Here is a 25,391-nt window from a genome sequence, read left to right on the forward strand (position 1 = left end):
ACTCCTCGAACGATGACACCGACGAGTTCGACGAGTTCGATGGGTCCGACCAGTCCGACCAGTCCGACCAGACCGACCGGATCGACGCCGGGCCCGACGGCAAGGACGCCGCCGCCCGGACGGGGGAGAACGCATGACCGACCAGCCCACCACCGGGCCCCGGCCCGACCAGGACGACAGACGCCAGGAACTGCTCCGCCGACGGCTCGCCAAGGCCAAGGCCGCGAAGGCGGCCAGGGACGCGGGAGCCGGGGCGGGAGCGGACGCCGGAGCCCCGGGGGCGCACGGCATCACCCCCCGCCCCGAGGGCACCCCGGCACCGCTCTCCTCCGCCCAGCGCCGGATGTGGTTCCTCACCCAGTACGAGCCCGACAGCGCCGCCTACCACATCCCGCTCGCCCTGCACCTCGACGGCGAGCCCGACCCCGCCGTGCTCGGCGCCGCGCTCACCGACGTGCTCGACCGGCACGAGGTCCTGCGCACCGTCTACCGGGCCGACGGCGGGGACGTCAGACCCGAGACCCGCGACGCCGCCTCCTTCACCCTCGCCACCGCCGACGTCCCCGCCGACCGCGTGGACGCCGTCCTGGAGGCCGAGGCCCGGCGGCCGTTCGACCTCGCCGCCGACCTGCCGCTGCGCGCCACCCTGCTGCGCACCGGCGGGGGCGCCGCCGTGCTCGGCCTGGTGCTGCACCACATCGCCGCCGACGGCTGGTCGATCGGCGTGCTCTTCGCCGACCTCGCCACCGCCTACGCGGCCCGGGCCGAGGGCCGCGCACCCGCCTTCGCACCGCTTCCCGTCCAGTACGCAGACGTCGCGCACTGGCAGCAGACCGGGCTGGCCGACGAGCTGACCCGGCAGGAGGCCTGGTGGCAGGAGCGGCTGCGCGGGGCCACCGCCACCGTCACCGTGCCCACCGACCGGCCCCGGCCCGCCCTGGCCGGCACCCGCGGCGAGAAGATCACCGTCGGCCTCGGCGCCGAACGCAGCCACCGGATCCGGGCGCTCGCCGAGCAGACCGGCACCACCACGTACATGGTGCTGCTGGCCGGCCTGCAGACCGTGCTCTCCCGCTACACCGGCGCCGAGGACGTGGTGGTCGGCACGCCCGTCGCCGGGCGCACCCGCAGCGAGACCGAGCCGCTGGTCGGCTGCTTCGTCAACACCCTGGCGATGCGTACCGACCTCTCCGGCGACCCGACCGTGCGGCAGCTGCTGGAGCGCGTCCGCGAGGGCACGCTCGGCGCCTTCGGCCACCAGGACCTGCCGTTCGAGCGGCTGATCGACGCCCTCGGCCTGGAGCGGGAACTCGCGCACACCCCGCTCTTCCAGGTCATGCTCAACGTCCACAACCAGGCCGAGGCCGCCCTCGACCTGCCCGGCCTGAAGGCGGATTGGCAGCCCGTCGGCACCGACACCGCCAAGTTCGACCTCTCCGTCGCCGTGGTCGACCAGGGCGGGGACCTCACCGCCGACCTCGTCTGGCGCACCGAGCTGTACGACGAGCCGACCGTCCGCCGCGTCTTCGGCCACCTCACCACGGTGCTCGACGCGATGGCCGACGGCCCGGACCGCCCACTGGCCGACCTGCCGCTGCTCACGCCCGCCGAGGAGCGCCTGCTCGCCGACTGGGACGACACCCTGCGCGGCTGGGACCTCGACGGCACCCTGCACGGCCTCGTCGAGGAGCAGGCCCGCCGCACGCCGGACGCGCCGGCCGTCCGCGGGGCCGACGGCGTCCTGAGCTACGCCGAACTCGACCACCGGGCCAACGCGCTGGCCCACCGGCTGCGCGCGCTCGGGGTCGGCCCGGACACCCCGGTCGGCCTGCTGGTCGAGCGCTCGGCCGCGCTGGTCGTCGGCATGCTCGGCATCCTCAAGGCAGGCGGCGCCTACCTGCCGCTCGACCCGCTGTACCCGGACGAGCGGATCCGCGCCCTGCTGACCGCCTCCGGGGCGGCCGCCGTGGTCACCACCGAGGACCTGCGCGCCCGTACGGCCGCCACCCCGGACACCGCACCGGTCGTCGTCCTGGACGGCACGGCCGCCGCCGACGCCCCCGAGGTGGACGTCCGCCCCGGACACCTCTGCTACCTGATCTTCACCTCGGGCTCCACCGGTGCCCCCAAGGGCGTCGCCGTCGAGCACCGCAACTACCGCAACTACCTGCACGGCCTGCGCGAGCGGATCGGCGGCGACCAGCAGGGCTGGAACTGGGCGCTGGTCTCCACCTTCGCCGCCGACCTCGGCACCACCAACGTGTTCGGCGCGCTCACCGCCGGCGGCTGCCTGCACCTGCTCACCCGTGAGCAGGCCACCGACCCGGACGCCTTCGCCGCCTACACGGCCGAGCACCGGATCGACGCCATGAAGCTGGTCCCCAGCCACCTGGAGGGCCTCGCCGCGCACGGCGCGGGCCTCGGCGGGATCCTGCCCGGCCGGCTGCTGATCTGCGCCGGCGAGGCCCTGCGGCCGGACCTCGTCGCCCGGGTCCGCGCGGCCCGCCCCGACCTGCTGCTGCACAACCACTACGGCCCGACCGAGACCACCGTCTCCATGCTCGGCGCGCCCGTGCCGGACGACCTCGGGGACGCCGCCACCGCGCCGCTCGGCCGGCCGTTCGGCAACGTCGGCGCGCACGTCCTGGACGCCCGCCGGCGCCCGGTGCCGGTCGGCATCCCGGGCGAGCTGTACGTCTCCGGCGACGGCGTCGCCCGCGGCTACCTCGGCCGCGACGACCTCACCGCCGAGCGGTTCACCGTCGTCGGCGACCGGCGCAGCTACCGCACCGGCGACCTGGTCCGCCGCCGCCCGGACGGCGCGATCGAGTTCCTCGGCCGGGTCGACCACCAGGTCAAGATCCGCGGCTTCCGCGTCGAGATCGGCGAGGTGGAGGCCGAACTGACGAGCCGTCCGGAGATCCGCGAGGCCGTGGTGGTCGCCCGGGGCGAGGGCGCGGCCCGCACCCTGGCCGGCTACCTGGTGCCGGCCGACCCGGCCGCCGCCCCGGACCCGGTCGAGCTGCGGGCCGCGCTGCGCACCCGGCTGCCCGACTACATGGTGCCCGCCGCCCTGGTCGTGCTGGACGCCCTGCCGCTGAACGCCAACGGCAAGGTCGACCGGGCCGCCCTGCCCGAGCCGGAGGCCACCCAACCGGTCTCGGGCGGCGGTGAGTTGACGACCGCCACCGAGCACGACGTGGCCACCGCCTACCGGCAGGTCCTGGCCGTGGACGAGATCGGCGCGGCGGACGACTTCTTCGCGCTCGGCGGCGACTCCTTCTCCGCCGTGCACGCCGTCCGGCTGGTCGGCCGCGGGCTCTCGGTGATCGACCTCTTCCAGCACCCGACCGTCCGCGAGCTCGCCGCCCTGCTCGACGCCCGGGCCGGCGGCACGGCGGACGAGGGCCCGCGCACCCTGCTGCACAAGCTCACCCGCGGCAACACGCCCGCCGAGATGAACGTGGTCTGCGTCCCCTACGGCGGCGGCAGCCCGATCACCTTCCAGCCGCTCGCCGACGCCCTGCCCTCCGGCCACCGGCTCTACGCCGTCGAACTGCCCGGCCACGACCCGAGCCGCCCCGACGACGAACTGGCCGAACTCGACGGCCTGGCAGACCGGTTGACCGAGCAGATCGCCGACCGCATCGACGGCCCGGTGGTGCTCTACGGCCACTGCCTCGGCGGTGCGCTCGCCACCGCGCTCGGCGCCCGGCTGGAGGCGGCCGGCGTCGACCTGCGCGGCGTCGCCCTCGGCGGGACCTTCCCCGCGGCCCGGCTGCCCGGCCGGTTCGCCGAGTGGATGGCCAAGCGCCTGCCCGGCGACCGGATGCTCTCCAACCGCTCCTACCTCGACTACCTGCGGGCGATGGGCGGCTTCACCGACGTCTACGACCAGGAGGAACAGGACTTCCTGGTCCGGGCGCTGCGCCACGACGTCCGGCAGGCCGAGGACTTCTACACCCGGGCGTACGGGGACGCCCGCCCGGCCCGGATATCGGCGCCGATCCTCTGCGTGGTCGGCGAGAAGGACCGTGCCACCCAGCTGTACGAGGAGCGCCACGCCGAGTGGGAGCACTTCGGGGAGACCGTCGACCTGGCGGTCATCCCGCGTGCCGGGCACTACTTCCTCAAGCACCAGGCGGACGAACTCGCCCGGGTGATATCCGAGTTCACCGCCAGTGGAACGGTGGCCGAGGAGGTCGCGGCCAAGCGCCCGGCCGCCCGGGCCGACCTGGGCACCTTCGCGAAGGTGGCCATCGGGCAGTTCGTCTCGATGATCGGCACCAGCCTCTCCACCTTCGCGCTCGGCGTCTGGGTGTACCAGCAGACCGGCTCCGCCTTCGACTTCGCGATGATCTCGGTGGTCGCCGTGCTGCCGGCCGTGCTGCTGCTGCCGATCGCCGGCGCACTGGCCGACCGGGTCGACCGCCGGAAGATCATGATCGTCACCGACACCGTGGCGGCGGCCGGCATGCTCGCGCTCGGCGGGCTGCTCTGGGCCGATCTGCTGGAGGTCTGGCACATCTACCTGGTGGCCTGCACCGGCGCGGTCTGCTCGGCCTTCCAACGCCCGGCCTACCTGGCCGCGATCACCCAGCTGGTACCCAAGCGCTACCTCGGCCAGGCCAACGGCCTGGCCCAACTCGGCACCGGTGCGGGCGACATGATGGCCGTCCTGGCCGGCGGTGTGCTGGTCTCGCTGATCGGCCTGCACGGCGTGGTGCTCTTCGACATGGCGACCTTCCTGACCGGCGTCACCTGCCTGCTGCTGGTCCGCTTCCCGGACGCGATGTTCGACAAGCAGGAGGAGCCGCTGCTGCGCGAGGTGGTCACCGGCTGGCGCTACATCGTGCGCCGGCACAGCCTGGTGGCGATGGTGGTCTTCTTCGTGGTGTTCAACTACCTCTTCGCGGTGGCCACGGTGCTGGTCACCCCGATGGTGCTGGCCGGCGGCTCGGCCGTGCAGCTCGGCGTGATCACCGCGGTGGGCGGCGTCGGCGCCATGACCGGCGCCCTGGTGATGGCCCTCTGGGGCGGCACCCGGCGGCGCGCGACCGGCATGATCGGCTTCACCTCGGTGGTCGGCCTGGCCGCGATCGTGACCGGCAGCCGCCCGCAGGCCGCCCTCACCGCCGGCGGGCTCTTCGTCCTCTGGGCGGCGCTGATGATCCTCAACTCGCACTGGATGGCGCTGATCCAGACCAAGGTCGGGATGGAGCTCCAGGGCCGCGTACTGGCCACCAACCAGATGCTGGCGATGTCGATGATGCCGCTCGGCTTCCTCACCGCCGGCCCGCTCTCCGACCACGTCTTCGAGCCGCTGATGCGCCCCGGCGGCGCGCTCGCCGACTCGGTCGGGATGGTCCTCGGCACCGGACCGGGCCGCGGCGCCGGCCTGCTGCTCGTCGTGGTCGGCGCGGTGCTGGCGCTCTGGGGCCTGCTCGGCCTCGCCTACCGGCCGCTGCGGCTGATCGAGGACCTGCTGCCGGACGCGCTGCCGGACGCCGAGATCGGTGACAAGGACGCCATCCAGGCCGCGGCCGACCGGCAGCTGGCGCTCGCCGAGGCCGCCCGGACGGGCCGTGCCGTGCTCCCGGGCCCGGCCCGGGGCGGCGGCGCCCCCGAACCGGTCGAGGACGAGCCCGTCTCGCGCGTCCCCGCCTCCACCGGCCGCCGGTAGGCACGACGCCGAACGCCCCCGCCCCTCCCCGGACCGACGGAGGGGCGGGGGCGTTCCGCTTCCCCGGCGTCCGCTACTCGGCGCGCTTGAAGGAGTAGTTGAAGTCGGTCGTGCCGAAGGCGCGCATCAGCTGGATCCAGAACGGCATCAGCATCTCCATGCCCCGGGCGGAGGCGATCCCCCCGAGGTCGATCACCGACCCGGTCGGCCAGCCGAACTCCTGCAGCAGGGAGACCACTTCGGCCTTCGCGCCGGCGTCCTCCCCGGCCACGAACAGGTTGTGCTCGCCCGGCACCCGGCCCGGGTCGACCATCACCGGCGCGGACAGCGTGTTCAGCGCCTTCACTACCCGGGCCTGCGGGAACTCCCGCTGGATCTGCTCGCCCACGCTGTCGGTGTTCACCGGGTTCAGGCTGAGCTCGCCCTCCGCCGAGAAGACCAGCGGGTTGGAGACGTCCACGAGGACCTTCCCGGCCAGCCGTTCGGCGCCCGCCGCCCGCAGGGCCGCCAGCGAGACCGTCCCGGAGGTCGCGTTCAGCACCACCTCCCCGAACCCGGCGGCGTCCGCGAAGGTGCCGTGGTGCCCGTTCGGACCGGCCTGCTCAGCCCAGGCGACGGCCTTCTCGTTGTCCTTGGTCCGGGAACCCAGCATCACCTCGTGGCCCAGCGCCACCAGTTTGTCCGCGAGCGTCTGCCCGACCGTACCCGTACCGATGACTGCGAATCGCACTGTTCGTCCGCCTCTCCCGTCGCGCGCCCGGTGGCGCGTGCCGCGACGACCATAGATCAACAAACCCCCGCCGGAGGGCGGAACACGTCGAACGGCCGATGGTCGAGTGGACCACCCCGGCTGGTGGCCCCGACCCCGCCACCGAACCATGGGCGCCATGAACCGAACCAACAGACGCCCCGCCCGGGCCGCCGCCCTGCTCACCGGCCTCGCCCTGCTGGCCCGGCCGCCACCGCCCGCGCCGACGTCACCACCGTCTCCGTCACCACCGAGCGCACCGCCTGGGACCGCAACGAACCCGGACTCGGGCCCGACGAGGTCGCCAAGTCCGACTTCGGCGTCCGCTTCTCCACCGCCCTCGACGGCCAGGTCTTCGCCCAGCCGCTGGTCATCGGCCCGACCGTGGTCGTCGTCACCGAGACCAACCACGTCTACGGGATCAACGCCAACACCGGGAAGATCACCTGGCACCGGGAGAACGGCCCGGCCTGGCCCTCCGCCGCCATCGGCTGCTCCGACCCCGGCCCCAACGTCGGCACCACCTCCACCCCGGTGTACGACCCGGCCACCGGCACCGTCTACCTCACGAGCAAGGTCACGACGGCCCTGACGACAAGCACCCGCACTACTGTGTGCACGCCGTCGACGCCCAGAGCGGCGCCGAGCGCAGCGGCTGGCCGGTCACCGTCCAGGGCGACCCGGTCAACGCCCCCGGAAAGCCGTTCAACGCCTACCGCTCGCTCCAGCGCCCCGGGCTGCTGCTCCTCGACGGCCACCTCTACTTCGGCTTCGGCTCGCTCTGCGGCATCGGCGACTACATCGGCACCCTGGCCGGCCTCGACACCGCGACCCGCAAGCTCACCCTCTGGTCCACGGTGGCCGGTTCCGACACCCAGCGGGCCTCCATCCGGATGGCCGGCAGCGGACTCGTCTCCGACGGCCCCGGCCGGATCATCCTCGCCACCGCCAACGGCCAGGGCGCCGGCGCCTCGCCCGCCCAGGGCCCCGGCAACAAGCCGCCCGGCGGACTCGGCGAATCGGTGATCCGCTTCGCCGTCAACGGCGACGGCACCTTCACCCCGAAGGACTTCTTCAGCCCCACCAACAACGCCACCCTCGACAAGAAGGACACCGACCTCGGCTCCGGCGGCCCGGTCGCCCTCCCCGCCGACGTCTTCGGCACCCCCGCCCACCCCCGGCTGCTCGTCCAGGTCGGCAAGGACGGCCGGATCTTCCTGCTCGACCGCGACGACCTCGGCGGCATGGGCCAGGGCCCCGGCGGCACCGACAAGGCCGTCGGCATCACCAGCCCCCACGGCGGGGTCTGGGGCCACCCGGCGGTCTGGGGCGGCGACGGCGGCTACGTCTACACCGTCGAGAACTTCGGCGAACTGCGCGCCCTCAAGTACTCCGTCACCGCCTCCGGCACCCCGCAGCTGACCAGCGCCGGCACCAGTGCCGAGGACTTCCTCAAGATGTCCGGCTCACCCGTCGTCACCTCCGACGGCACGCGGTCCGGCTCCGCCCTGGTCTGGGTCATCTGGTCCGGCACCGGCCAGTACGGTGAGGGCGGCGAACTGCGCGCCTACGACCCGGTGCCGGTGGGCGGCACCCTCAGGCTGCGCCGCTCCTTCCCGCTCGGCACGGTCAGCAAGTTCTCCGTCCCGGCCACCGACAAGGGCCGGATCTACGTCGGCACCAAGGACCACCACCTGGTCGCCCTCGGGCGCCCCTCGGCCTTCGCCTGACGCCGGGCGATTTCGTCGGCGCACGCCACCGCTCAGGGTGGCGCCGGGAAGCGGATCCGGTCACGCCCCTCTCCGCGCCGCCCGGCGCCACGCGGATCAGCGGACGGATACTCGGGTCCCGGGCCGGGCGGGGTACTCGGACCGGGGGTTCAGCGTCCCCGGGCCACCACGAAGCCGGGCAGGGCGAGCAGGAAGTCCCGGGCCTCGGCGGCCTCACCGGACGGGACGTCCGGCGGGGGAGCGGCCGCCAGCACCTCGGCGATCTCCCGGTCGGCGGCGGCGACCAGCCCGGCGGCGGCCTCCCGGGCACTCTCCACGCAGCCGTACGCCGACATCCGGTCGAGCAGCCAGCGGACGTCCTCCGCGGCACCGGGGCCGCGCTGCGCCCGGGTGCCGTGCAGGTAGCGCTCGGCGCGGGCGCGTTCGGCGGGGGTGCAGCGCTCCAGCAGGTGGATCAGCATCAGGGTGCGCTTGCCCTCCCAGAGGTCCCCGGCGATCTCCTTGCCGTAGTCGGCCAGGGTGCCGACCAGGTTGAGCACGTCGTCCTGGATCTGGTAGGCCGCACCGAGGTACCAGCCGAACCGGTCCAGCCGGGCGGCGTCGGTGTCCGCGCCCTCGGCGACCAGCAGGCCGGTGCGGCACGGGTAGAGGAAGGTGTACCAGGACGTCTTCTTCAGGCACATCCGGTAGTAGTCGGCGGGCGCCAGCGTGCAGGCGTTGTCGCGGATCCAGGCGATCTCCATCGCCTGGCCCTCCAGCGACTGGCGGCACATCAGCTCGGTCTCCTCGAACAACCGCCAGGCCAGCTCGCCGCCCAGCTCCCGCCGGTTGGCCATCAGCCGTTGCAGCCCGAGCAGGTTGGTCGCGTTGCCGACGTTCAGTGCGACCTCGACCCCGTAGGCGGCGGAGAGGGTGGGCTCGCCGCGGCGCAGCTCGCTGCCGTCCTGGATGTCGTCGTGGATCAGGAACGCGTTGTGGAACAGCTCGACCGTCACCGCCGGGTTGAGCGCGCGCTGCGGGCGGCCGCCGAACGCGGCGCAGGTGGCCAGGCAGAGCGCGGACCGCAGCCCCTTGCACGGCCGGGCCGGGTAGTCGGCGGCCAGCTCGTACAGGTACGGCGGGCTCTGCTCGGGGATGTGGCGCAGCAGCGCCGCCACCGTCCGCTCCCGGTACCGGGCCAGGACCCGCTCGACCAGCTGTTCCCCGCCGGGGAGCGGTGGCGCCGGGGCCGTCACCCCTGGTGGCCTTCGGCCCCGCCGGGGTGCTCGGCCGGGCTCTGCCGCGGGCCGAAGGTCTCCTGCATCGACCGGTTGGCGAAGCCGGGGGCGAGGGTGCTCAGGTTGAGCAGCAGGTCGAGGACGTCGTGCGCGTTGGCGGCGAGCCGCTGGGTGTGCTCCGCGGCCTCGCCGCCGGTGTTGCCGAGCAGCCGGTCGCTGACGGCGTCGATCAGCTGGTGGGTGTTCTCCGACACCCGCTGCACCAGGCGGCCGAACTCCTCCGGATCGACCCGGTGTTCGCCGGTGAGCCGGTCGCCGGTCGCCTTGGCGTCGGCCAGCCCGGCGGCCAGCTCCCGCTCCAGCACCGCGGCCGCCTCCATGACGGCCTGCGAGCCCTGCTCGCCCAACTCGCTGAACCGACCGGCGTCGGGCATGGCTGACCTCCTGGTTCGCGCCCCGGTGGGACCGGGGCAGGCCGGGCCGGCGGCCGGGCAGAGCGCCGCCTCGGTCGCCGATCGTACAGGGTCGTGCGCGGAGCGTGCCGACGATCTTGCAAGGTGTCACCGCTCCGGCGGGGCGCCTTCCGTCCTGCGAGCGCCCCCTGTCCGGGCAGTGCGCCGAGCCACTCGCGCGCGCCTCGCCCCGGGGTGGCCGGTGCCTCGTTCCCGCAGGTCGGAGCCGTTCCGGAGGCCGCGGTCCGGCGAGTCGGCCCACGCTTCCCGGGTGGTCACTGATAGTAGTTGCGTGGTTGCGCTGCGGACCCCCTGGGCGGGTCCGGCCGGCCGATCTCGACAGGTGCGCGCCGCTGCCGCAGTGCTGCTCGCCGCGGTGCCCGGGTGCTGGACAAGGAGCGGTCATGGGTGGCAGACAGCGCCCGCCGAGGGCACGGGGCGCCCGGTCGGGCAAGAGCGCCGGAGCGGCGCGGGCCCGGGTTGGCGGCCGGGCGGACGGCGGAGCCGGGCGGGTCGTGGACAAGGCCGGGCGGGTCAACGGCCGGGCGAGGGGCCGGGTGGACGCCAAGCTGGAGATCGCCCGCCTGGAGGGCTATCTCGCCTGGGAGGCCGAGGTGTCGGCGGCCGAACGGGACGCCCGGGCCTTCGCCGACCGGTTCCCCTGGCTCTCGCCCGGCGAGCGGGAGGGCCTCGAACAGGCCTACACGGCGGACCGGCTGCGCTACGCCGAGGGCGTGGTCGACCGGGCCGTGGAGCGGTGCCAACAGCTGGCGGCCCGCTACCGCAGCGAGTGCCGCCGGATCTGCGCCCGCTGGGCCGCCGTCTGCGTCTCCGTGACCCTCGCGGCCGCGCTCTGCGCGGTCGTGCCCGCCGCCCTGCGCGGCTGACCGGGCGGGAACGGGAGCCGCCGGGGGGACCCGGGCGGAACGGCCGGAGACCGGACAGGGCCCGTCACGCGCGATTCGGCGTGGCGGGCCCTGTTCTGCGTCCTACGGGCGCCCGTTGATCAGCGGATCAGCGGATGGGCGGATCGATGGATCAGTGGTGGCTGTGGCCGCTGGTGATCTCCTCGTGCTCCTCGGCGGTGGGCTTGGCGATCTGGCTGCCCTGGCCGTAGAAGCCGCGCGAGAGCTGGGCCCGCAGGCGCGTGAACAGGCCGGCCTTGCGGGCCACCCCGTTCTCGTCCACCTCGGCCGGCAGTTCGATCGGCTGCGGTTGCGCGTGCGAGGTGAGCGTGTACAGCCGCTCCTGCGGCAGCGGCGCGTGCACCTCGACGAACTCGCCGTGCTGCAGTCGGTTGATGACACCGGTCTCCCGGCCGTGCAGCACCTTCTCCTTGTCGCGCCGCTGGAGGCCCAGGCACCACCGCTTGGTGATCACGAAGACCACCACCGGAACGACGAAGAAGCCGACCCGGACGACGTTGGTGATCGTGTTGATCGACAGCTCGAAGTGCGTGGCGAGCAGGTCGTTGCCGCCACCGGCCAGCAGGAGCAGGTAGAGGCCGACCCAGGCGGCGCCGAAGGCGGTCCGGACCGGCGCGTTGCGCGGGCGGTCCGCGATGTGGTGCTCGCCGCGGTCCCCGGTGATCCAGGCCTCCACGAACGGGTAGCCCCAGACCGCCACCAGCACCATCGGAAAGATCATCAGCGGGACGAAGACCCCGAGGTTCAGGGTGTGGCCCCACAGGCCGATCTCCCAGCCCGGCATGATCCGGATCAGGCCCTCGGAGAAGCCCATGTACCAGTCGGGCTGCGCGTCCGTCGTGACCTGGTCCGGCCGGTACGGGCCGTACAGCCAGATCGGGTTGACGGTGGCGATCGCCGACATCACGGCGACGACGCCGAACACCAGGAAGAAGAACCCGCCCGCCTTGGCCATGTAGACCGGCATCAACGGCATGCCGACGACGTTCTGCTCGGTGCGCCCGGGGCCCGAGAACTGGGTGTGCTTGTGGTAGAAGACCAGGATCAGGTGGGCCACCAGCAGGCCCAGCATGATCCCCGGGATCAGCAGGACGTGCACGGTGAACAGCCGCGGCACGATGTCGACGCCGGGGAACTGGCTGCCGAAGAGGAAGAACATCAGGTACGTGCCGACGATCGGCACGGCCAGGATCGCGCCCTCCATGAACCGGATGCCGGTGCCGGAGAGCAGGTCGTCGGGCAGCGAGTAGCCCATGAAACCGTCGAACATGCCGAGGATGAGCAGACCGGCACCGAAGAGCCAGTTGATCTCGCGGGGCTTGCGGAACGCGCCGGTGAAGAAGACGCGCATCATGTGCACCAGCATGGCGGCGACGAACACGATCGCGGACCAGTGGTGGATCTGCCGCATCAGCAGTCCGCCGCGGATGTCGAAGCTGATGTTGACCGTCGAGCGGTAGGCCTCGGACATCTGGATGCCCCGGAGCGGGAGGTACTGCCCCTCGTAGATCACCTCGCCCATGGAGGGCTTGAAGAAGAGGGTCAGCCAGACGCCCGTCAGGATGATGATGATGAAGGTGTACAGGCAGATCTCGCCCAGCATGAAGGACCAGTGGTCCGGGAAGATCTTGCGGATGTTGGACCTGGCCAGCGCGTAGATGCCGAGCCGGCCGTCGGCCCAGTCGGCGAGGGCCTCGGCCTTGTTCGCGGGCGCCGCACGTGTGCTGGTGCTCGGTCCCCGGCGCGACTGCTGGTCGGCTGTCACGACGGGCTCCCCGGCGTCCGCTGCGTACCGACCGCGGAGCCCGCCTGCGGAGCTGCCGGCCGGCGGATTGATGTGATCATGGGACCTCTCGATACGGGGCCGCCGGGTTCGCCGGCGCGCGGATCCGCCGATCCGCTGGCCACGTTGCTCAAAGTGATGGGGCGCTTACTCTGTCATGCTGTCGGCAGGGGGCCGCCTGTGCACGTCCATCGGCCCTGACGGCCGCTCGTGTCGGGCCGTCCGGGGGGTGCGGGGGCCGATCGGCCGCCGGTGGGACCGGCTGTGGTGCGCCCGGGTGCTGTTGACGGGGCGCTGAACCGTTTCGGCGCGCGCCGTGCGCCGGGAGGGCGCGTTCGCAGGCCTACGCTGCGCCAATGGTGGATCACCGGGAACTCTTCGAGGACGTGACCGCGACCCTGGCCCGCGCCGGGTTCGACACCGGGCAGGGCCTGTCGGGCCTGCGGATCGGCCACCGGCCACAGGGTGTGGTGGTCGGCTGGACCCCCGCGCCGACGCCGGCGCCCGCCCCTTCGCCCGTGCCCGTTGACGGGCAGTCGCCCGACGAGGGCATCCGGGCGGCGGTGAGCGGGGCGGTCGCCGTGGTGCTGCGCGAGTCCGGCTACCAGGTGGCCGAGGCCGGGAGGGACGGGCTGCTGGTGACGTCCGGTCCCGGCCCGGCTCCGGCGGCGGCCCCGGCGGCCGCCCGGGCGGACGAGGGGGACGTCGTCCCCGAACAGTGGTGGGGCTGACGAACAGCGGCGGGGCCGACGGCGGGCCGGGGTCAGGGCCGGCGGTGACTGCGGTCCTGCCCGTACCCGCTCGTGCTCTCGTGCCCGTTCGCGTGCCCGCTCGTGTTCCCGTGTCCGTTCGCGAGGTAGTGGCGCAGCGCGTGGACGGGCAGGAACAGCCAGCAGGTGGCGAACCAGAGCATCACGCCCGCGGCGATCCCCGCGGCGGCCGCCGAGCCGGTGGCGACCCGCAGCAGGAGCAGCAGGGCGGAGCCGACGGCGAGGGCCAGCAGCACCAGCCCGGCCCCGACCAGCCGTGCCGCGCCGTCCACCAGCTGGGGCTTGAGCCGGCGGCCGGCCAGCACCCGGTGGTACGAGACGGGCGCGGTCAGCGCGGCCGTGGCCAGGGCGCCCAGGACGACCGCCACCACGTAGAGCCCGCGGTCGAAGTCGCCGAGTTCGGCGAAACGGGGCATGAAGGCGACGCTCAGCAGGAAGCCGAACAGGATCTGCGAGCCGGTCTGCGCCACCCGGACCTCCTGGAGCATCTCGCTCCAGCGCCGGTCGGCCCGCTCCTCCGGCGACTCCTGCCGGCCTGTCCGAGGCTGCGTCCGGGCCTGCTCGGGGGTGGCGGCCGGGCCGCCGGACTCCTGGGTCGTCATGGCCATCGCCTCCCGTGCCGCGGCGCGTCCGTGCCGGTAGCTCCGGTGTCCCGGACGGATCCGGCCGCTCCGGCGACGGGAGCGCGGGCTTGCTGACCCGGCGTGTATCCGGGCAGGGGCTGGGCAAACGCCGGTGCAGGGCAATGGACGGGCCGGGACTGTCCGGCCGGCCGGACAGTCCCGGCGTGGGGCCGAGTGTCCGGCGTGCTGCTTCAGGCGCCGGTCAGCGCCCCAGGGCGTGCTCCAGCTCGCGCTTGTTCATCTTCGAACGGCCCTCGATGTTGCGGTGCTTGGCCTCGTTGTAGAGCTGGTCGTAGGTGGGCCCCGGGAGCCCTGGTGCGAGCGCCAGCCGCCCCGCCGTCCGGAGGAGATGTCGTGCGTGGAGGAGCGGCCGGCGGTCTTCGACTCGCCGCGGCGGGCCCGTTCCTTGTTCACCGTCCGGGCGGCGATCTCCTCGGCCCGCTTCCGGCTCTCGCCGCGGTCGAGCGTGCCCTCCTTGATGTGTTCGTACTGCCGCTCCCGCTGGGGGCTCGATCCCCGGGGAATGACGGTCTCCTCCCGGGGTTCCCGGCCCGCCGGCCCGTCCGGTCGCGGGTACGGCCGGGCCGGATCTCCCCGCGCCTCGTCTACCCGGGCGACCGGCGGCGAACCACTGCGACACCGGACGAACCGTGCGGCGGTCGTCGCGGGGCCGGTTCGGCGACTCCGCGGGGTCGGGGCGTCATCGCGGTCGGTGCCCTGCGGTGACCGGCCGCCGGACCGGCCGAACGGGCCTATCGTGGAAGGATCCGGCAGGTGCGGGCGGGAGGAGCCGAGCCCATGAACCGTCACACGCCGAAGAACACCGGCCCGGCGGTCGAACCGGGCGGGATCACGATCGAGGCGCGGCCGTGGGCCGAGGGGACGGTGCTCACCCTCCGTGGTGAGCTCGACCTGGACACCGTCGGGTCGGTGGAGGCCGCCCTCGACGCCGCGCTGGCCGGACCCGCCACCGTCGTCGTGCTCGACTGCGGCGACCTGGAGTTCTGCGACTCGACCGGTCTGAACGCGATGCTGCGCGCCAGGGCCCGCGCCGAGGCCGGCGGCAGCCGGATCGAACTGGCCCGGCCCCGCCCCCTGGTGCTGCGGATGCTCGAACTCACCGGCGCCACCGACGCGTTCCGGATCAGGGACGGGGCGCCGCCGTAGCGGCCGGCTCGTCGAGGCCGCCCGGCCCGTGCCCCGGAGCGTCGGCGCCGGGGCTCCGTGAACGCTCCGCGGAGGCTGAGTGCATGCTCCGGCGATGACAACTGTCACAGGAACGGCGGGCCCTGACACACTTCCGGGCCTGGTGGCGAGGGCCCTAGCGTAAGGGGCATGACGAAGAGCATCGAGCAGGACCGCGACCGCACCGACCTCCGGGTGAGCATCATCGGCGGCCACCGGCTGGCCGGGGCGACCGTCCACGAGCGGACGGTGACGGCCTCGCTGATCGGCGGCGCCGACATCGACCTGACCGACGTGGACCTCCCGGACGGCGCCGAGCTGCGGATCACCAAGCTGAGCCTGATCGGTGGCGTGCACCTCACCGTCCGGCCGAACGTGCGCGTGCAGGTGGGGGGCCTGCGCCTGGGCGGGGTCAGCGACGACGGGCCGACCGAGCCCGGCGGCCCGACCGTCCGGGTGGACGCCTGGGGTCTGCTCGGCGGGGTACGGGTGGACCGGGCGTAGCCGGGCTTCGGGTAGTCGGCGGCCGCCCCGGTCTCCCGGGGGCCGCCGCCTGTGCGCCGCTCACGCGGCCCGGGGCAGTGGTCCTCCTCCCGGGCGCTCAGAAGGGAACAGCGGGACCGGACGGGGCCTGCCGTCGCGAGAGGGCCACTATCCGCCGCACCCGGTCGAGACCGGTGACGCGGACCGGGACCTCGTCACCGACCCGGACGACGTCCCCCGGCGCCGCCACGGGCGCCCAGGAGAGCTCTTCGAGGTGGACCAGTCCCTCGATCCCGTCGGCCACTTGCACGAACGCGCCGAACGGAACCAGCCTGGTGACCGTTCCGCGTAGTGTTCGGCCCACCGCAGTGGCGTCGGCGAACGCCTGGAAGGGGTCCGGCCGGGTCGCCCGAAGGGAGAGCCTGGCCTCTCCGTTCCAGGTGTCGAACTGGAGGAACTCGCAGGAGACGCTCTCCCCGACCCGAACGACGTCGGAAGGCGCTTCGAAACGGGACCATGACAGTTCGGGGATCGTGATGAACCCCACGCCGGGGAAGACCGGATGGCCGGGGCCGTCGTCCAGCGCCACGAACACGCCGAACGACTCGATCGCCGCGACCGTGCCGGACAGGATCCCGCCGGGGTCGAGCCGCTTCAGAAAGGTCCAGAGTTCCGGGTGCTCGGTGGCTGCCATCGACAGGTGGACCTGGCCCCCGTCCGGGTCGACGGCGATCACCTCGGCGGTGATCCGCCGGCCGACCTCCACGCCCTCGGTCCGTGCCCGCCCCCAGGGCAGATCCGAGGCGCCGACCGATCCCAGCGGTTTCGCGGGGAATCCGTCCAACGTCACCGCCACCCCGTGGGAACGGGAAATCTCCGTCGCCACCCCGCTGCAGAGGTCACCGACACGGATCGTCGACAGAAAGCTCCGCACGGCCTGATCGTTCGACGCTGCGTCCATGCCGGTCAGCGTTCCACGAAGGCCGCGCCGACTCGAAGGTCTGCTCACCGGGCCCCGCGTCGGTCCGGGCGCGGCCTCACCGCGGGGTCGCTGCCTCCGTCGCCGTCCGGAGCAGGTCGAGGAAGGCGGCGGCCGCCGGTGGTACGGACTGGCCGCGGCGGGTGGCGGTCTGCACCAGACGGACGGGGGTGTCCTCGGGGTGCAGGGCGACGAGGGCGACGTCGGGCCGCGCGGCGCGGGCGGCCAGCGAGGGGATGAGCGTCGGCCCGAGCCCGGCGGAGACCAGGCCCAGCTTGGCCGTCCAGCCCGCCACCTCGTACTCGACGCGCGGCCGGAAGCCGCTGCGCAGACAGGCGGCCAGCAGGGTGGATTCGGCCTGCCGGCTGCCGGCGATCCAGTTCTCCCCGGCCAGTTCGGACAGCCGCAGCCGGCTCCGGCCGGCCAGCGGGTGGTCGTGGGGGAGGGCCACCAGGACGGCGTCCTCGGCCAGCGGCCGGAGGTCGAACGCCTCGCCGTCGTAAGGCTGTTCGGGATACCCGACGACCACAGCGAGATCGATCCCGCCCTCCCGCAGCCGGTCGAGCAGCGCGGCCGAGAGCCCTTCCGTGAGCGAGATCGAGACCCGGGGGTGTGCGGCCCGGAAGGCCGCCAGCGCACCCGGTACCAGAGCGGCGTTGGCACTGTCGAAGGCGCCGACCCGCAGCCGGCCGTGGTTCAGCCCGGCGAGGGCGGCCAGCTCGCGCCGGGTGCCGTCGAGCCGGTCGAGCATCGCGTCGGCGTGCGGCAGCAGGGTGCGGCCCTGCTCGGTGAGGCGGACGCCGCGCGCCAGCCGGTCGAACAGCACCACCCCGAGCTCGGCCTCCAGGGTGGAGATCTGACGGGAGATCGCCGACTGCGTGAACCCGAGCCGCTCCCCGGCGGCGGTGAACGAGCCCGAGCGGGCGGCGGTGCGGAAGACTTCGAACCAGGCCATGTCCATTCCGCATGGCTACCATGCGAGACATTCGCTTGTCGCCTGGCTGCTCCCTTTCTAGCGTGGACGGCATGGAAAAGATCGCATTTCTCGGGCTGGGCCGGATGGGCCTGCCGATGGCCCGTCGACTCGCCGCCGCCGGACACCCGTTGACGGTGTGGAACCGCAGTCCCGCCAGGACCGAGGGGCTGGACGCCGCGGCCTCCCCCGCCGAGGCCGTGCAGGGAGCCGGCCTCGTCATCACCATGCTGGCCGACCCGGCGGCGGTCGAGTCGGTGGCCGGCCGGTTCACGGCGGAGCTGGCGGCCGGGGCACTCTGGACCGACATGTCGTCCATCGGCCCGGACGCCACCGCCACCCTGCGCGGCCGGCTTCCGGACGGCGTGGCCATGGTGGACGCCCCGGTGCTGGGCAGCGTCGGCCCGGCGGCCTCCGGTCAGCTCACCGTGCTGGCCGGTGGGCGGCCGGAGGACCTCGACCGGGTGCAGCCCGTGCTCGACGTCCTCGGCACCGTGGTCCGTTGTGGCGGCCCCGGTGCGGGTGCCGCCCTCAAGCTCGTCCTGATCAGCGCGATGGTCGGGGGAGTCGCGGTGATCGGCGAGGCGATCGCGCTCGCCGACTCACTGGGTCTGCCGGAGGAGCTGACGCTCGGTGCGCTCTCCCGGGGGCCGCTGGGCGGTGCGGTGGCGCGCGCCCGGAGCACGGACTCCGACTTCCCCGTCCGGCTGGCCGCGAAGGACCTCGCCCTGGCGGGCGGCGGCCCGGTCCTCGGTGCTGTCCGGGACGTCCTGCTCGCCCACCCGGACGTCGCCGAGCAGGATCTCTCCCGGGTGGTCGACGCGATGCGGCGGTAGCCGGGGGCGGCCCGGCCCGGACCCCCGTGCCGGGCCGGGCCGCCCCGATCTCGCAGCCCCGGTTCCGGCCGTCCCGGCCCGGTGCAGGGGACCGGGTCGGCCGGCCGGTCGTAGGTCAGGCCGCCCAGCGGGAGACGGCGAAGCCTGAACCGGTGCGCCGGACTTCGGCGGCCCCGGAGCCTCCGAAGTGTGCCGGGATGACCAACTCCCGCTCGTCTGCCGCCCGTTCGAGGACGCGCAGTCGGCTGGCGGCGGCCTGCGCCGGGTCCTCGCAGAAGCAGCTGTTGCTGGAGGGGTGCAGGATCTGCACCGGGCTGTGCAGCAAGTCGCCCACGAACACGGCCCGTTCACCGTGCGAGGCGAGCCGCAGCACCGAGGATCCGGGGCTGTGGCCGGGCGCCGTCTCCAGGGTCAGCCCGTCGTCGATCCGGTGGGTGTCCTCCCAGAGCACCGTCTGTCCGGCCCGCTCGACCGGGAGGATGCTGTCGGCGTACATCAGCCGGCGGTCCTCCCTCGGGCCGCGCTCGGCCTCGGTGCCGGCCGTCGGGCTCGGGGCGTCGTCGGCCGCGTCGGCGGCCAGTGCGGCGTGGTCGGCGGCCGGCATGAGGTACACGGCGTTGGGGAAGGCCGGCACCCAGGTGCCGTCCCGGTCGACGGTGTTCCAGCCGACGTGGTCGGCGTGCAGGTGGGTGTTGACCACCACGTCGACCTCCTCCGGCCGCACGCCCGCCGCGGCGAGCCGGGCGGGGAAGTCGCCCTGCCGCTGGTGGAACTGCGGGGTGTGCGGGCGCTCGCGCCCGTTGCCCACGCCGGTGTCCACCAGGACGGTACGGCCCTTGTGGCGGATCACCCAGGTCTGCAGCGCGGCCACGTAGCTGTCGGTCGACGGCTCCCAGTGGTCGGGCGCCAGCCAGTCCTCGTTCTCCTTCCAGGCGGTCGCCGCCAGTCCGGGCACGATGGCCTGGGCCGGCGCGAACGGCCCCTGCCACTCCACGACCCTGATGATCTCGGCGTCCCCGAGCACGATCCGTTCCATGATCTCTCTCCCCACAAGCTCCGGCGGCGCTCTCTCGCCCCCTCTGCTCCAGAGCCTAGGAGGAGCAGTGTGAGCGGCTCAATGCCTGTTCTGCTCACTTTGATACGCGAGCGGCTCAGCTCTGCTTCGCACGGGCTAGCATGGGCCCATGGACGTGGTCAGCGACGCGATTTCGGCCGTGCGGATCGGCCGGCCCTCCTCCAATCGGCTGCGGGTGGCGGGCCGGTGGTGCACCCGGATTCCCGGGTACGACGGGGCGGGCTTCCACGTCGTACTGGAGGGCGGCTGCTGGCTGCTGCCGGACGGCGGCGCGCCCGTCAGCCTCGGCGCCGGTGACGCGGTGCTGCTGCCGCACGGGACGGGCCACGTGATCGCGAGCGAGCCGCTGGAGCCGGCCGAGGCCGAGCGGGCGGTGCCGATCGACCGTCTCCTCGGACCCGGGCGACCGGTGCCGCCCCCGGCGTCGCCACCCATGGGCAGTGCCGAACAGGGCGCTCCCGTGGCCGAGTTGCTCTGCGGAAAGTACCGGCTGGACCACAGCCGCACGCACCCGCTGATGCGCGAGCTGCCGGATGTCGTCCATCTGCCGAACCGGGTCGGAAGTCACCCTCAACTGCGCTCGGCCGTCGACCTGTTGGGCGGCGAGCTGGGAGCGGACCAGGCCGGCGCGGCGCTGGCGGTGCCGAGCCTGATCGACCTGCTGCTGGTGTACATGGTGCGGGCCTGGCTGACGCGGGAGCCGGGCCCGGATGCCGCCCCGGCTGCGGCCGGGACGCCGGGGCCTGCGACCGGGGCGCCGGAGCCGCCGACCGGCGCCCGCTGGCCGGCGGCCCTCGGCGACCCGGTGGTGGCTGCCGCTCTGCGCGCGGTGCACGAGGACCCGGCCCGCGCCTGGAGCGCCGACGACCTCGCCGCGGAGGCCGGGGTGTCGCGCGCGACGCTCACCCGCCGCTTCACCGCCCTGGTCGGCCGGCCGCCGATGGCCTACCTCACCTGGTGGCGGATGACCAGGGCCGCCTCCCTGCTCCGGCAGACCGACGACCCGCTGGACGCGATCGCCCGCCAGGTCGGCTACAGCACGCCGTACGCCCTCTCGCACGCTTTCAGCCGTCTCTTCGGTACGACCCCGGGCCGCTACCGTGCCCGCGGAGCGCGCGAGATCGCCGCCGGCTGAGGCGGTTGCGCCGCCATTCACCGCCCTCCGATCAAACTCTTGAACACAAGATCCGACTTGCCCTGTCCGTGTCAAGAAATTGTGGAGGCGGTGCGGAGGTGACGTGATGCTCCGGTTCTGCTTCGATCTGTTCGGGTCCGCTCAGGTCCGTACCAGGTCACGACTGTTTGGCGTGTCGATTCGTCCGTTCTGTCATGCACTGCCAGTTTGGTACTCGGAGGTTCCTCCAAGTTTCAATCGCGGATAGGTGTTCATGAAGATAACGAATAGCCCTCGACTGGCCAGGTCTTGGATTTACTTATTGACGTCATGCCGCGGTGACGGATTAACTCCTCCCACCCCGCCGCAGTGTTGCGGCACCGTCAGGGAGGCACCCCCCACATGAACGCAATGACGCGTCGCCTCGTCATCGGCACCGCCGCGGTCTCGATGGCCCTGTCCATGGCCGCCTGTGGCAAGGCCGGCGGCGACAAGAAGGACAGCGCGAGCTCCGGCGACACCAAGTCCATCGGCCTGCTGCTTCCGGAGAACGCCTCCTCCACGCGTTACGAGTCCTTCGACCGGCCGTTCATCGAGGCGAAGGTCAAGTCCCTCTGCCCGGACTGCAAGGTGCAGTACAGCAACGCCGAGGGCAGCGCCGCCAAGCAGAAGCAGCAGTTCGACACCCTGATCGCCCAGGGTGTGAAGGTGATCGTGCTGGACGCCTTCGACGCCAAGTCCACCCAGTCCTGGGTGAAGGAGGCGGCCGACAAGGGTGTCAAGGTCATCGCCTACGACCGCCTGGCCACCGGCCCGGTCTCGGCCTACGTCTCGTTCGACAACGAGAAGGTCGGCGAGCTCCAGGGCCAGGCCCTGCTGGACGCGCTCGGCGCCAAGGCCGCCGACGCCAACATCGTCATGATCAACGGTGACGAGGCCGACCCGAACGCCGCCAAGTTCAAGTCGGGTGCGCACAAGGCGCTGGACGGCAAGGTCAAGAAGGTCGTCTACGAGCAGTCCGGTGAGTGGAAGCCCACCGTGGCCGGCCAGAAGATCGGCGCCGCCATCACCCAGTTCGGCAAGGACGGCTTCCAGGCCGTCTACTCCGCCAACGACGGCATGGCGGGCGCCATCGTCACCCAGCTGAAGTCCGCCGGCATCAGCGTGCCGGTCGGCGGCCAGGACGCCGGCCTCGACGCCGTGCAGCGGATCGTCTCGGGCGACCAGGCCTACACCATCTACAAGGCGTACAAGCCGCTCGCCGAGAGCGCCGCCGAACTCGCCGTCAACCTGCTCCAGGGCAAGGACATCAAGGGCGTCGCCTCCGCCACCGTGGACAGCGACACCGACAAGGGCATCCCGGCCAAGCTGCTGGAGCCCAAGGTCGTCACCAAGGCGAACATCAACGACACCGTGATCGCCGACGGCCTCTACAAGGCCGCGGACATCTGCACCGCGGACTTCGCCGCCGCCTGCACCGCCGCCGGCATCAAGTAACGCGCCGGCCGGGCGAAGTGGCCACGGCGCTCCCCGTTCACCCGGGGAGCGCCGGCCCACGGCCCCGCTCGACCCCACCCACCCCACGCACTACCCCGCAGGAGATGGTTCACGTGACGGGCGCACCCGTACTGGCGCTGCGCGAGGTCTCCAAGCGCTTCGGCGCCGTCCAGGCACTCACCGACGTCGACCTCGACGTCCACGCCGGCGAAGTCGTCGCGCTGGTCGGCGACAACGGCGCCGGCAAGTCGACCCTGGTCAAGACGATCGCCGGCGTCCACCCGATCGACGAGGGCACCATCAGCTGGGAGGGCCGTGCCGTGCGCATCGGCCGCCCCCAGGACGCCCAGGCACTCGGTGTCGCCACCGTCTACCAGGACCTCGCGCTCTGCGACAACCTGGACGTCGTCGCCAACCTCTTCCTCGGCCGTGAGTTGCGCCGCCACGGCACGCTGGACGAGGTCGCCATGGAGCGGCGCGCCAAGGAGCTGCTGGACACCCTCTCGATCCGGATCCCCAGCGTGCGGATCCCGATCGCCGCGCTCTCCGGCGGTCAGCGCCAGGTCGTCGCCATCGCCCGCGCGCTGGTCGGCGACCCCAAGATCGTCATCCTCGACGAGCCGACCGCCGCCCTCGGCGTCGAGCAGACCGCGCAGGTCCTCGACCTGGTCGAGCGGCTGCGCGAGCGAGGCCTCGGCGTGATCCTGATCAGCCACAACATGGCGGACGTCAAGGCGGTCGCCGATACCGTCGCCGTCCTGCGCCTGGGCCGCAACAACGGGGTCTTCCCGGTGGCCGGGACCTCGCACGAGGAGATCATCTCCGCCATCACCGGCGCCACCGACAACGCCGTCACCCGGCGCCAGGCACGCATCGCGGAGGAAGCGAAGTGAGCACCAGCCAGACCACCCCGACCCAGCCCGCCGCACCGGCCACGGATCCCCGGCTCCTGGTCCGCCAGGGCGGCCTCGCCGGCTACCTGGAGGAGTTCCAGCGCAAGATCAAGAGCGGTGACCTGGGCTCGCTGCCGGTCGTCATCGGCCTGATCCTGATCGCGGCCATCTTCCAGAGCGTCACCGGCCACTTCCTGCAGGCCGACAACCTGACCAACATCACCAAGTGGATCGCCGGCCCCGGCCTGATCGCCGTCGGCGTGGTGTTCGTCCTGCTGCTCGGCGAGATCGACCTCTCGCTCGGCTCCGTCGCCGGCGTCTGCGCGGCCGTCACCTCCGTCCTGGCGGTGCGCGAAGGCCTCAACGAGGGCCTGGCGGTCCTGCTCGCCATCGGCGTCGCGGTCGCCATGGGCGCCCTGCACGGCTTCTTCTTCGCCAAGATCGGCGTGCCCGCCTTCGTCGTCACCCTCGCCGGGATGCTCGCCTGGAGCGGTCTGCAGGACTACGTGCTCGGCAAGCTCGGCACCGTCAACAACATCAACGACGGCCTCGTCGCCAACCTCGACACGTACTTCATCGGCGACGGCGACATCCTCTACGCCTGGCTGCTCGCCCTCGTCGCGATAGCCGTCTTCCTGGCCGGGCAGCTCCTGGACGCCCGCCGCCGCACCGAGGCCGGTCTGCCCGCCCGCAGCACCAGCGAGATCGCGCTGCGCACCGGCGCCCTCGCCGTGCTCGCCCTGGCCGGCGCCTACACGCTCAACCAGGACCGCGGTCTGCCGCTGCCCCTGGTCATCCTGCTGGGCGTGGTCGTGCTGACCGACTTCGTGCTGCGCCGCACCTCGTACGGGCGGCAGATCTTCGCCGTCGGCGGCGGCATCGAGGCGGCCCGCCGGGCCGGCATCAACGTCGCCCGGGTCCGCATCTCGGTGTTCATGATCTCGGCCGGTCTGGCCGGCCTCGGCGGCCTCTTCATCGCCTCGCAGCAGGGCTCCGCCGACAAGACGCTCGGTGGCGGCAACGTCCTGATGAGCGCCATCGCGGCAGCCGTCATCGGCGGCACCAGCCTCTTCGGCGGGCGCGGCAAGACCTGGTCGGCGCTGCTCGGCATCCTGGTCATCCAGTCGATCACCACCGGTCTGGACATGGTCCACGCCGCGCAGGCCATCCAGTACATGATCACCGGCGCGGTCCTGCTGGCCGCCGTGGTGCTCGACTCGGTCTCCCGCCGCACCCAGAAGTCCTCCGGACGCGGCTGACCCCCGACGGGCGGCGGCCGACCCCGCGCCCACGAACGGCCCGGTACCCACCCCCACGGGTACCGGGCCTCCGCCATGCCCGGGGCCGGGGGCTCCGCCGCTCTCGGGGCCGGGGGGGTTCCCTGGCCTCCGCCGCTCTCGGGGCCGGGGGGTTTCCTGGCCTCCGCCGCTCTCGGGGCCGGGGGGTTCCCTGGCCTCCGCCGCTCTCGGGGCCGGGGGGTTCCCTGGCCTCCGCCGTTCTCGGGGCCGGGGGGTTCCCGGGTTCTACGCTCCCCGTGTGTCGGCGGCTTGACGTCAGGGCGTGAACCACAAGGGCCGGCCCCTCGCCGCTGACCCGGGCCGACCGGGACCTTGGTCCCGGTCGCACGGGCCGTTCGCACCGCCTGTTGCGGCGGCCGGACCACGCACCCTGGAAGGAGCCCGCCGTCGGCCCGAGCAGGCCGGCGGTCCGCATCCGGAGAGTGAGGAAGTGCCCCGTCCATGTCCGACGAGATCGTGCACCGCATGGTGGACGCCTTCTTCACCCACTGCCAGGACTGCGAGGAGCCGAGTCACCCGAACTGCCATCCGCACGCGCACTGGCGGCTCTACCTGGACCTCGACCACGAGACCGTGCAGCGGATCCGCCGGTGGGCGCGGGACCCGGCCACCGTGTCGGGCACACCGGCGGAGCGGGCCGTCCTGCTGAGCTGGCTCGACGCCCAGGAGGCGTGACCGGCCCGGCCGACACGGCCGTCCGGCCCCGGACGGCGGCCCGCGTCAGCCGGCGCCGGGGAACCGGGCCTCCAGCCGGCCGTCGCGCACCCGGGTCTCGAACACCGGCTGCGCGGAGGTGGCCGGCCCGTGCACGACCTCGCCGTCGGCCAGCCGGAACGTGCTGTCGTGCCACGGGCAGCGCAGGCAGCCGTCCACCACCGTGCCCTCCGCGAGCGGGCCGGAGAGATGCGCGCACCGCCCGGCGAGCACCGCGAAGCCCTCACCGGTCCCGACCACGACCACGCCCAGCCCGCCGGCCGTCCGGCCGACCGGTTCACCGGGCGGGAACTCGTCGACCCCGCCCAGGTCCACCCAGTCGGCGGGCGCCAGCCGGTGCACCGCCGCCGCCCGGTTCGGCCCGGCCGCCTGGTGGTAGGAGAGGTGCCCGCCGATCGCCGCACCGGCCGAG

At 73.3% G+C, this 25,391-nt stretch carries 21 protein-coding genes and 1 pseudogene; 12 read left to right on the forward strand and 10 right to left on the reverse strand.

Annotated features, from left to right (window positions below):
* Positions 1–133: 133 nt before the first annotated feature.
* The gene (locus C2142_RS35720) at positions 134–5,683 is read left to right on the forward strand and encodes a non-ribosomal peptide synthetase/MFS transporter (RefSeq protein ID WP_148646978.1); all 5,550 of its coding nucleotides are present in this window, start codon (positions 134–136) and stop codon (positions 5,681–5,683) included.
* A gap of 73 nt (positions 5,684–5,756) precedes the next feature.
* Here C2142_RS35720 and C2142_RS35725 read toward each other — a convergent pair whose 3' ends face one another.
* Positions 5,757–6,413, reverse strand: a complete 657-nt coding sequence (locus C2142_RS35725) for an NAD(P)-binding domain-containing protein (protein WP_148646979.1) — start codon at positions 6,411–6,413, stop codon at positions 5,757–5,759.
* 632 nt (positions 6,414–7,045) lie between these two features.
* On the opposite strand from C2142_RS35725, the gene C2142_RS40960 reads away from it, so the two are divergent.
* Positions 7,046–8,161 (forward strand): hypothetical protein, encoded by a 1,116-nt coding sequence (locus C2142_RS40960; protein ID WP_241002987.1) that lies wholly within the window; start codon positions 7,046–7,048, stop codon positions 8,159–8,161.
* 149 nt (positions 8,162–8,310) lie between these two features.
* Here C2142_RS40960 and C2142_RS35735 read toward each other — a convergent pair whose 3' ends face one another.
* Entirely contained in the window at positions 8,311–9,396 is a 1,086-nt protein-coding gene (locus C2142_RS35735) for a polyprenyl synthetase family protein (protein WP_206671094.1), read from the reverse strand.
* On the reverse strand, positions 9,393–9,812 hold the full coding sequence (locus tag C2142_RS35740) for a hypothetical protein (protein ID WP_206671095.1): 420 nt from the start codon (positions 9,810–9,812) through the stop codon (positions 9,393–9,395). Before C2142_RS35740 ends, C2142_RS35735 begins: the two co-directional genes overlap by 4 nt.
* 422 nt (positions 9,813–10,234) lie before the next feature.
* Here C2142_RS35740 and C2142_RS35745 point away from each other — a divergent pair, with 422 nt between their 5' ends.
* A complete protein-coding gene (locus tag C2142_RS35745; RefSeq protein WP_148646981.1) occupies positions 10,235–10,717 on the forward strand; it encodes a hypothetical protein in 483 nt (160 codons plus the stop codon).
* 151 nt (positions 10,718–10,868) lie between these two features.
* On the opposite strand, the gene C2142_RS35750 is transcribed toward C2142_RS35745, so the two are convergent.
* Positions 10,869–12,521, reverse strand: a complete 1,653-nt coding sequence (locus C2142_RS35750) for a ubiquinol-cytochrome c reductase cytochrome b subunit (RefSeq protein ID WP_241002988.1) — start codon at positions 12,519–12,521, stop codon at positions 10,869–10,871.
* A gap of 374 nt (positions 12,522–12,895) precedes the next feature.
* On the opposite strand from C2142_RS35750, the gene C2142_RS35755 reads away from it, so the two are divergent.
* Positions 12,896–13,270 carry a hypothetical protein gene (locus C2142_RS35755; RefSeq protein ID WP_148646982.1) on the forward strand — a complete coding sequence of 125 codons (375 nt, stop codon included), beginning with the start codon at positions 12,896–12,898 and terminating at the stop codon, positions 13,268–13,270.
* 32 nt (positions 13,271–13,302) lie between these two features.
* Here C2142_RS35755 and C2142_RS35760 read toward each other — a convergent pair whose 3' ends face one another.
* Both C2142_RS35760 and C2142_RS40965 read right to left on the reverse strand, forming a co-directional pair.
* Positions 13,303–13,911: a DUF6328 family protein gene (locus tag C2142_RS35760; RefSeq protein ID WP_241002989.1), complete on the reverse strand. Its 609-nt coding sequence runs from the start codon at positions 13,909–13,911 to the stop codon at positions 13,303–13,305.
* Positions 13,912–14,134: 223 nt separating this feature from the next.
* Positions 14,135–14,457, reverse strand: a pseudogene (locus C2142_RS40965) (plasmid stabilization protein).
* A 273-nt stretch (positions 14,458–14,730) separates the two neighbouring features.
* On the opposite strand from C2142_RS40965, the gene C2142_RS35765 reads away from it, so the two are divergent.
* Both C2142_RS35765 and C2142_RS35770 read left to right on the forward strand, forming a co-directional pair.
* Positions 14,731–15,099 carry an STAS domain-containing protein gene (locus C2142_RS35765; RefSeq protein ID WP_148646983.1) on the forward strand — a complete coding sequence of 123 codons (369 nt, stop codon included), beginning with the start codon at positions 14,731–14,733 and terminating at the stop codon, positions 15,097–15,099.
* A 168-nt stretch (positions 15,100–15,267) separates the two neighbouring features.
* On the forward strand, positions 15,268–15,621 hold the full coding sequence (locus tag C2142_RS35770; RefSeq protein WP_148646984.1) for a hypothetical protein: 354 nt from the start codon (positions 15,268–15,270) through the stop codon (positions 15,619–15,621).
* Between the two features lie 97 nt (positions 15,622–15,718).
* Here C2142_RS35770 and C2142_RS35775 read toward each other — a convergent pair whose 3' ends face one another.
* Positions 15,719–16,450 (reverse strand): S1 RNA-binding domain-containing protein, encoded by a 732-nt coding sequence (locus C2142_RS35775; RefSeq protein ID WP_346766416.1) that lies wholly within the window; start codon positions 16,448–16,450, stop codon positions 15,719–15,721.
* Between the two features lie 187 nt (positions 16,451–16,637).
* On the reverse strand, positions 16,638–17,534 hold the full coding sequence (locus C2142_RS35780; protein WP_241002990.1) for a LysR family transcriptional regulator: 897 nt from the start codon (positions 17,532–17,534) through the stop codon (positions 16,638–16,640).
* Between the two features lie 71 nt (positions 17,535–17,605).
* Between C2142_RS35780 and C2142_RS35785 the strand changes: the two genes are divergently transcribed.
* Complete coding sequence (locus C2142_RS35785; protein ID WP_148646987.1) at positions 17,606–18,388, forward strand: NAD(P)-dependent oxidoreductase; 783 nt, start codon at positions 17,606–17,608, stop codon at positions 18,386–18,388.
* Between the two features lie 115 nt (positions 18,389–18,503).
* On the opposite strand, the gene C2142_RS35790 is transcribed toward C2142_RS35785, so the two are convergent.
* Positions 18,504–19,424: an MBL fold metallo-hydrolase gene (locus tag C2142_RS35790; protein WP_148646988.1), complete on the reverse strand. Its 921-nt coding sequence runs from the start codon at positions 19,422–19,424 to the stop codon at positions 18,504–18,506.
* A 148-nt stretch (positions 19,425–19,572) separates the two neighbouring features.
* On the opposite strand from C2142_RS35790, the gene C2142_RS35795 reads away from it, so the two are divergent.
* The 5 genes from C2142_RS35795 to C2142_RS35815 all read left to right on the forward strand — a co-directional run bounded on the left by C2142_RS35795 (position 19,573) and on the right by C2142_RS35815 (position 24,940).
* Positions 19,573–20,598: an AraC family transcriptional regulator gene (locus C2142_RS35795; RefSeq protein WP_148646989.1), complete on the forward strand. Its 1,026-nt coding sequence runs from the start codon at positions 19,573–19,575 to the stop codon at positions 20,596–20,598.
* 381 nt (positions 20,599–20,979) lie between these two features.
* Positions 20,980–22,074, forward strand: coding sequence for a substrate-binding domain-containing protein (locus C2142_RS35800; protein WP_148646990.1), 1,095 nt, complete (start codon positions 20,980–20,982; stop codon positions 22,072–22,074).
* Positions 22,075–22,178: 104 nt separating this feature from the next.
* The gene (locus C2142_RS35805) at positions 22,179–22,967 is read left to right on the forward strand and encodes an ATP-binding cassette domain-containing protein (RefSeq protein WP_148646991.1); all 789 of its coding nucleotides are present in this window, start codon (positions 22,179–22,181) and stop codon (positions 22,965–22,967) included.
* Positions 22,964–24,226, forward strand: coding sequence for a sugar ABC transporter permease (locus C2142_RS35810; protein ID WP_148646992.1), 1,263 nt, complete (start codon positions 22,964–22,966; stop codon positions 24,224–24,226). Before C2142_RS35805 ends, C2142_RS35810 begins: the two co-directional genes overlap by 4 nt.
* 480 nt (positions 24,227–24,706) lie before the next feature.
* Positions 24,707–24,940, forward strand: coding sequence for a hypothetical protein (locus tag C2142_RS35815; RefSeq protein ID WP_148646993.1), 234 nt, complete (start codon positions 24,707–24,709; stop codon positions 24,938–24,940).
* Between the two features lie 45 nt (positions 24,941–24,985).
* Here the strand turns inward: C2142_RS35815 and C2142_RS40970 are convergent.
* The coding region (locus tag C2142_RS40970; protein ID WP_241002991.1) for a Rieske (2Fe-2S) protein at positions 24,986–25,391 on the reverse strand (406 nt) is incomplete at its 5' end.

It is taken from the genome of Streptomyces sp. CB01881 (assembly GCF_002953255.1).
In the GTDB taxonomy this organism is placed as follows: Bacteria; Actinomycetota; Actinomycetes; order Streptomycetales; family Streptomycetaceae; genus Kitasatospora.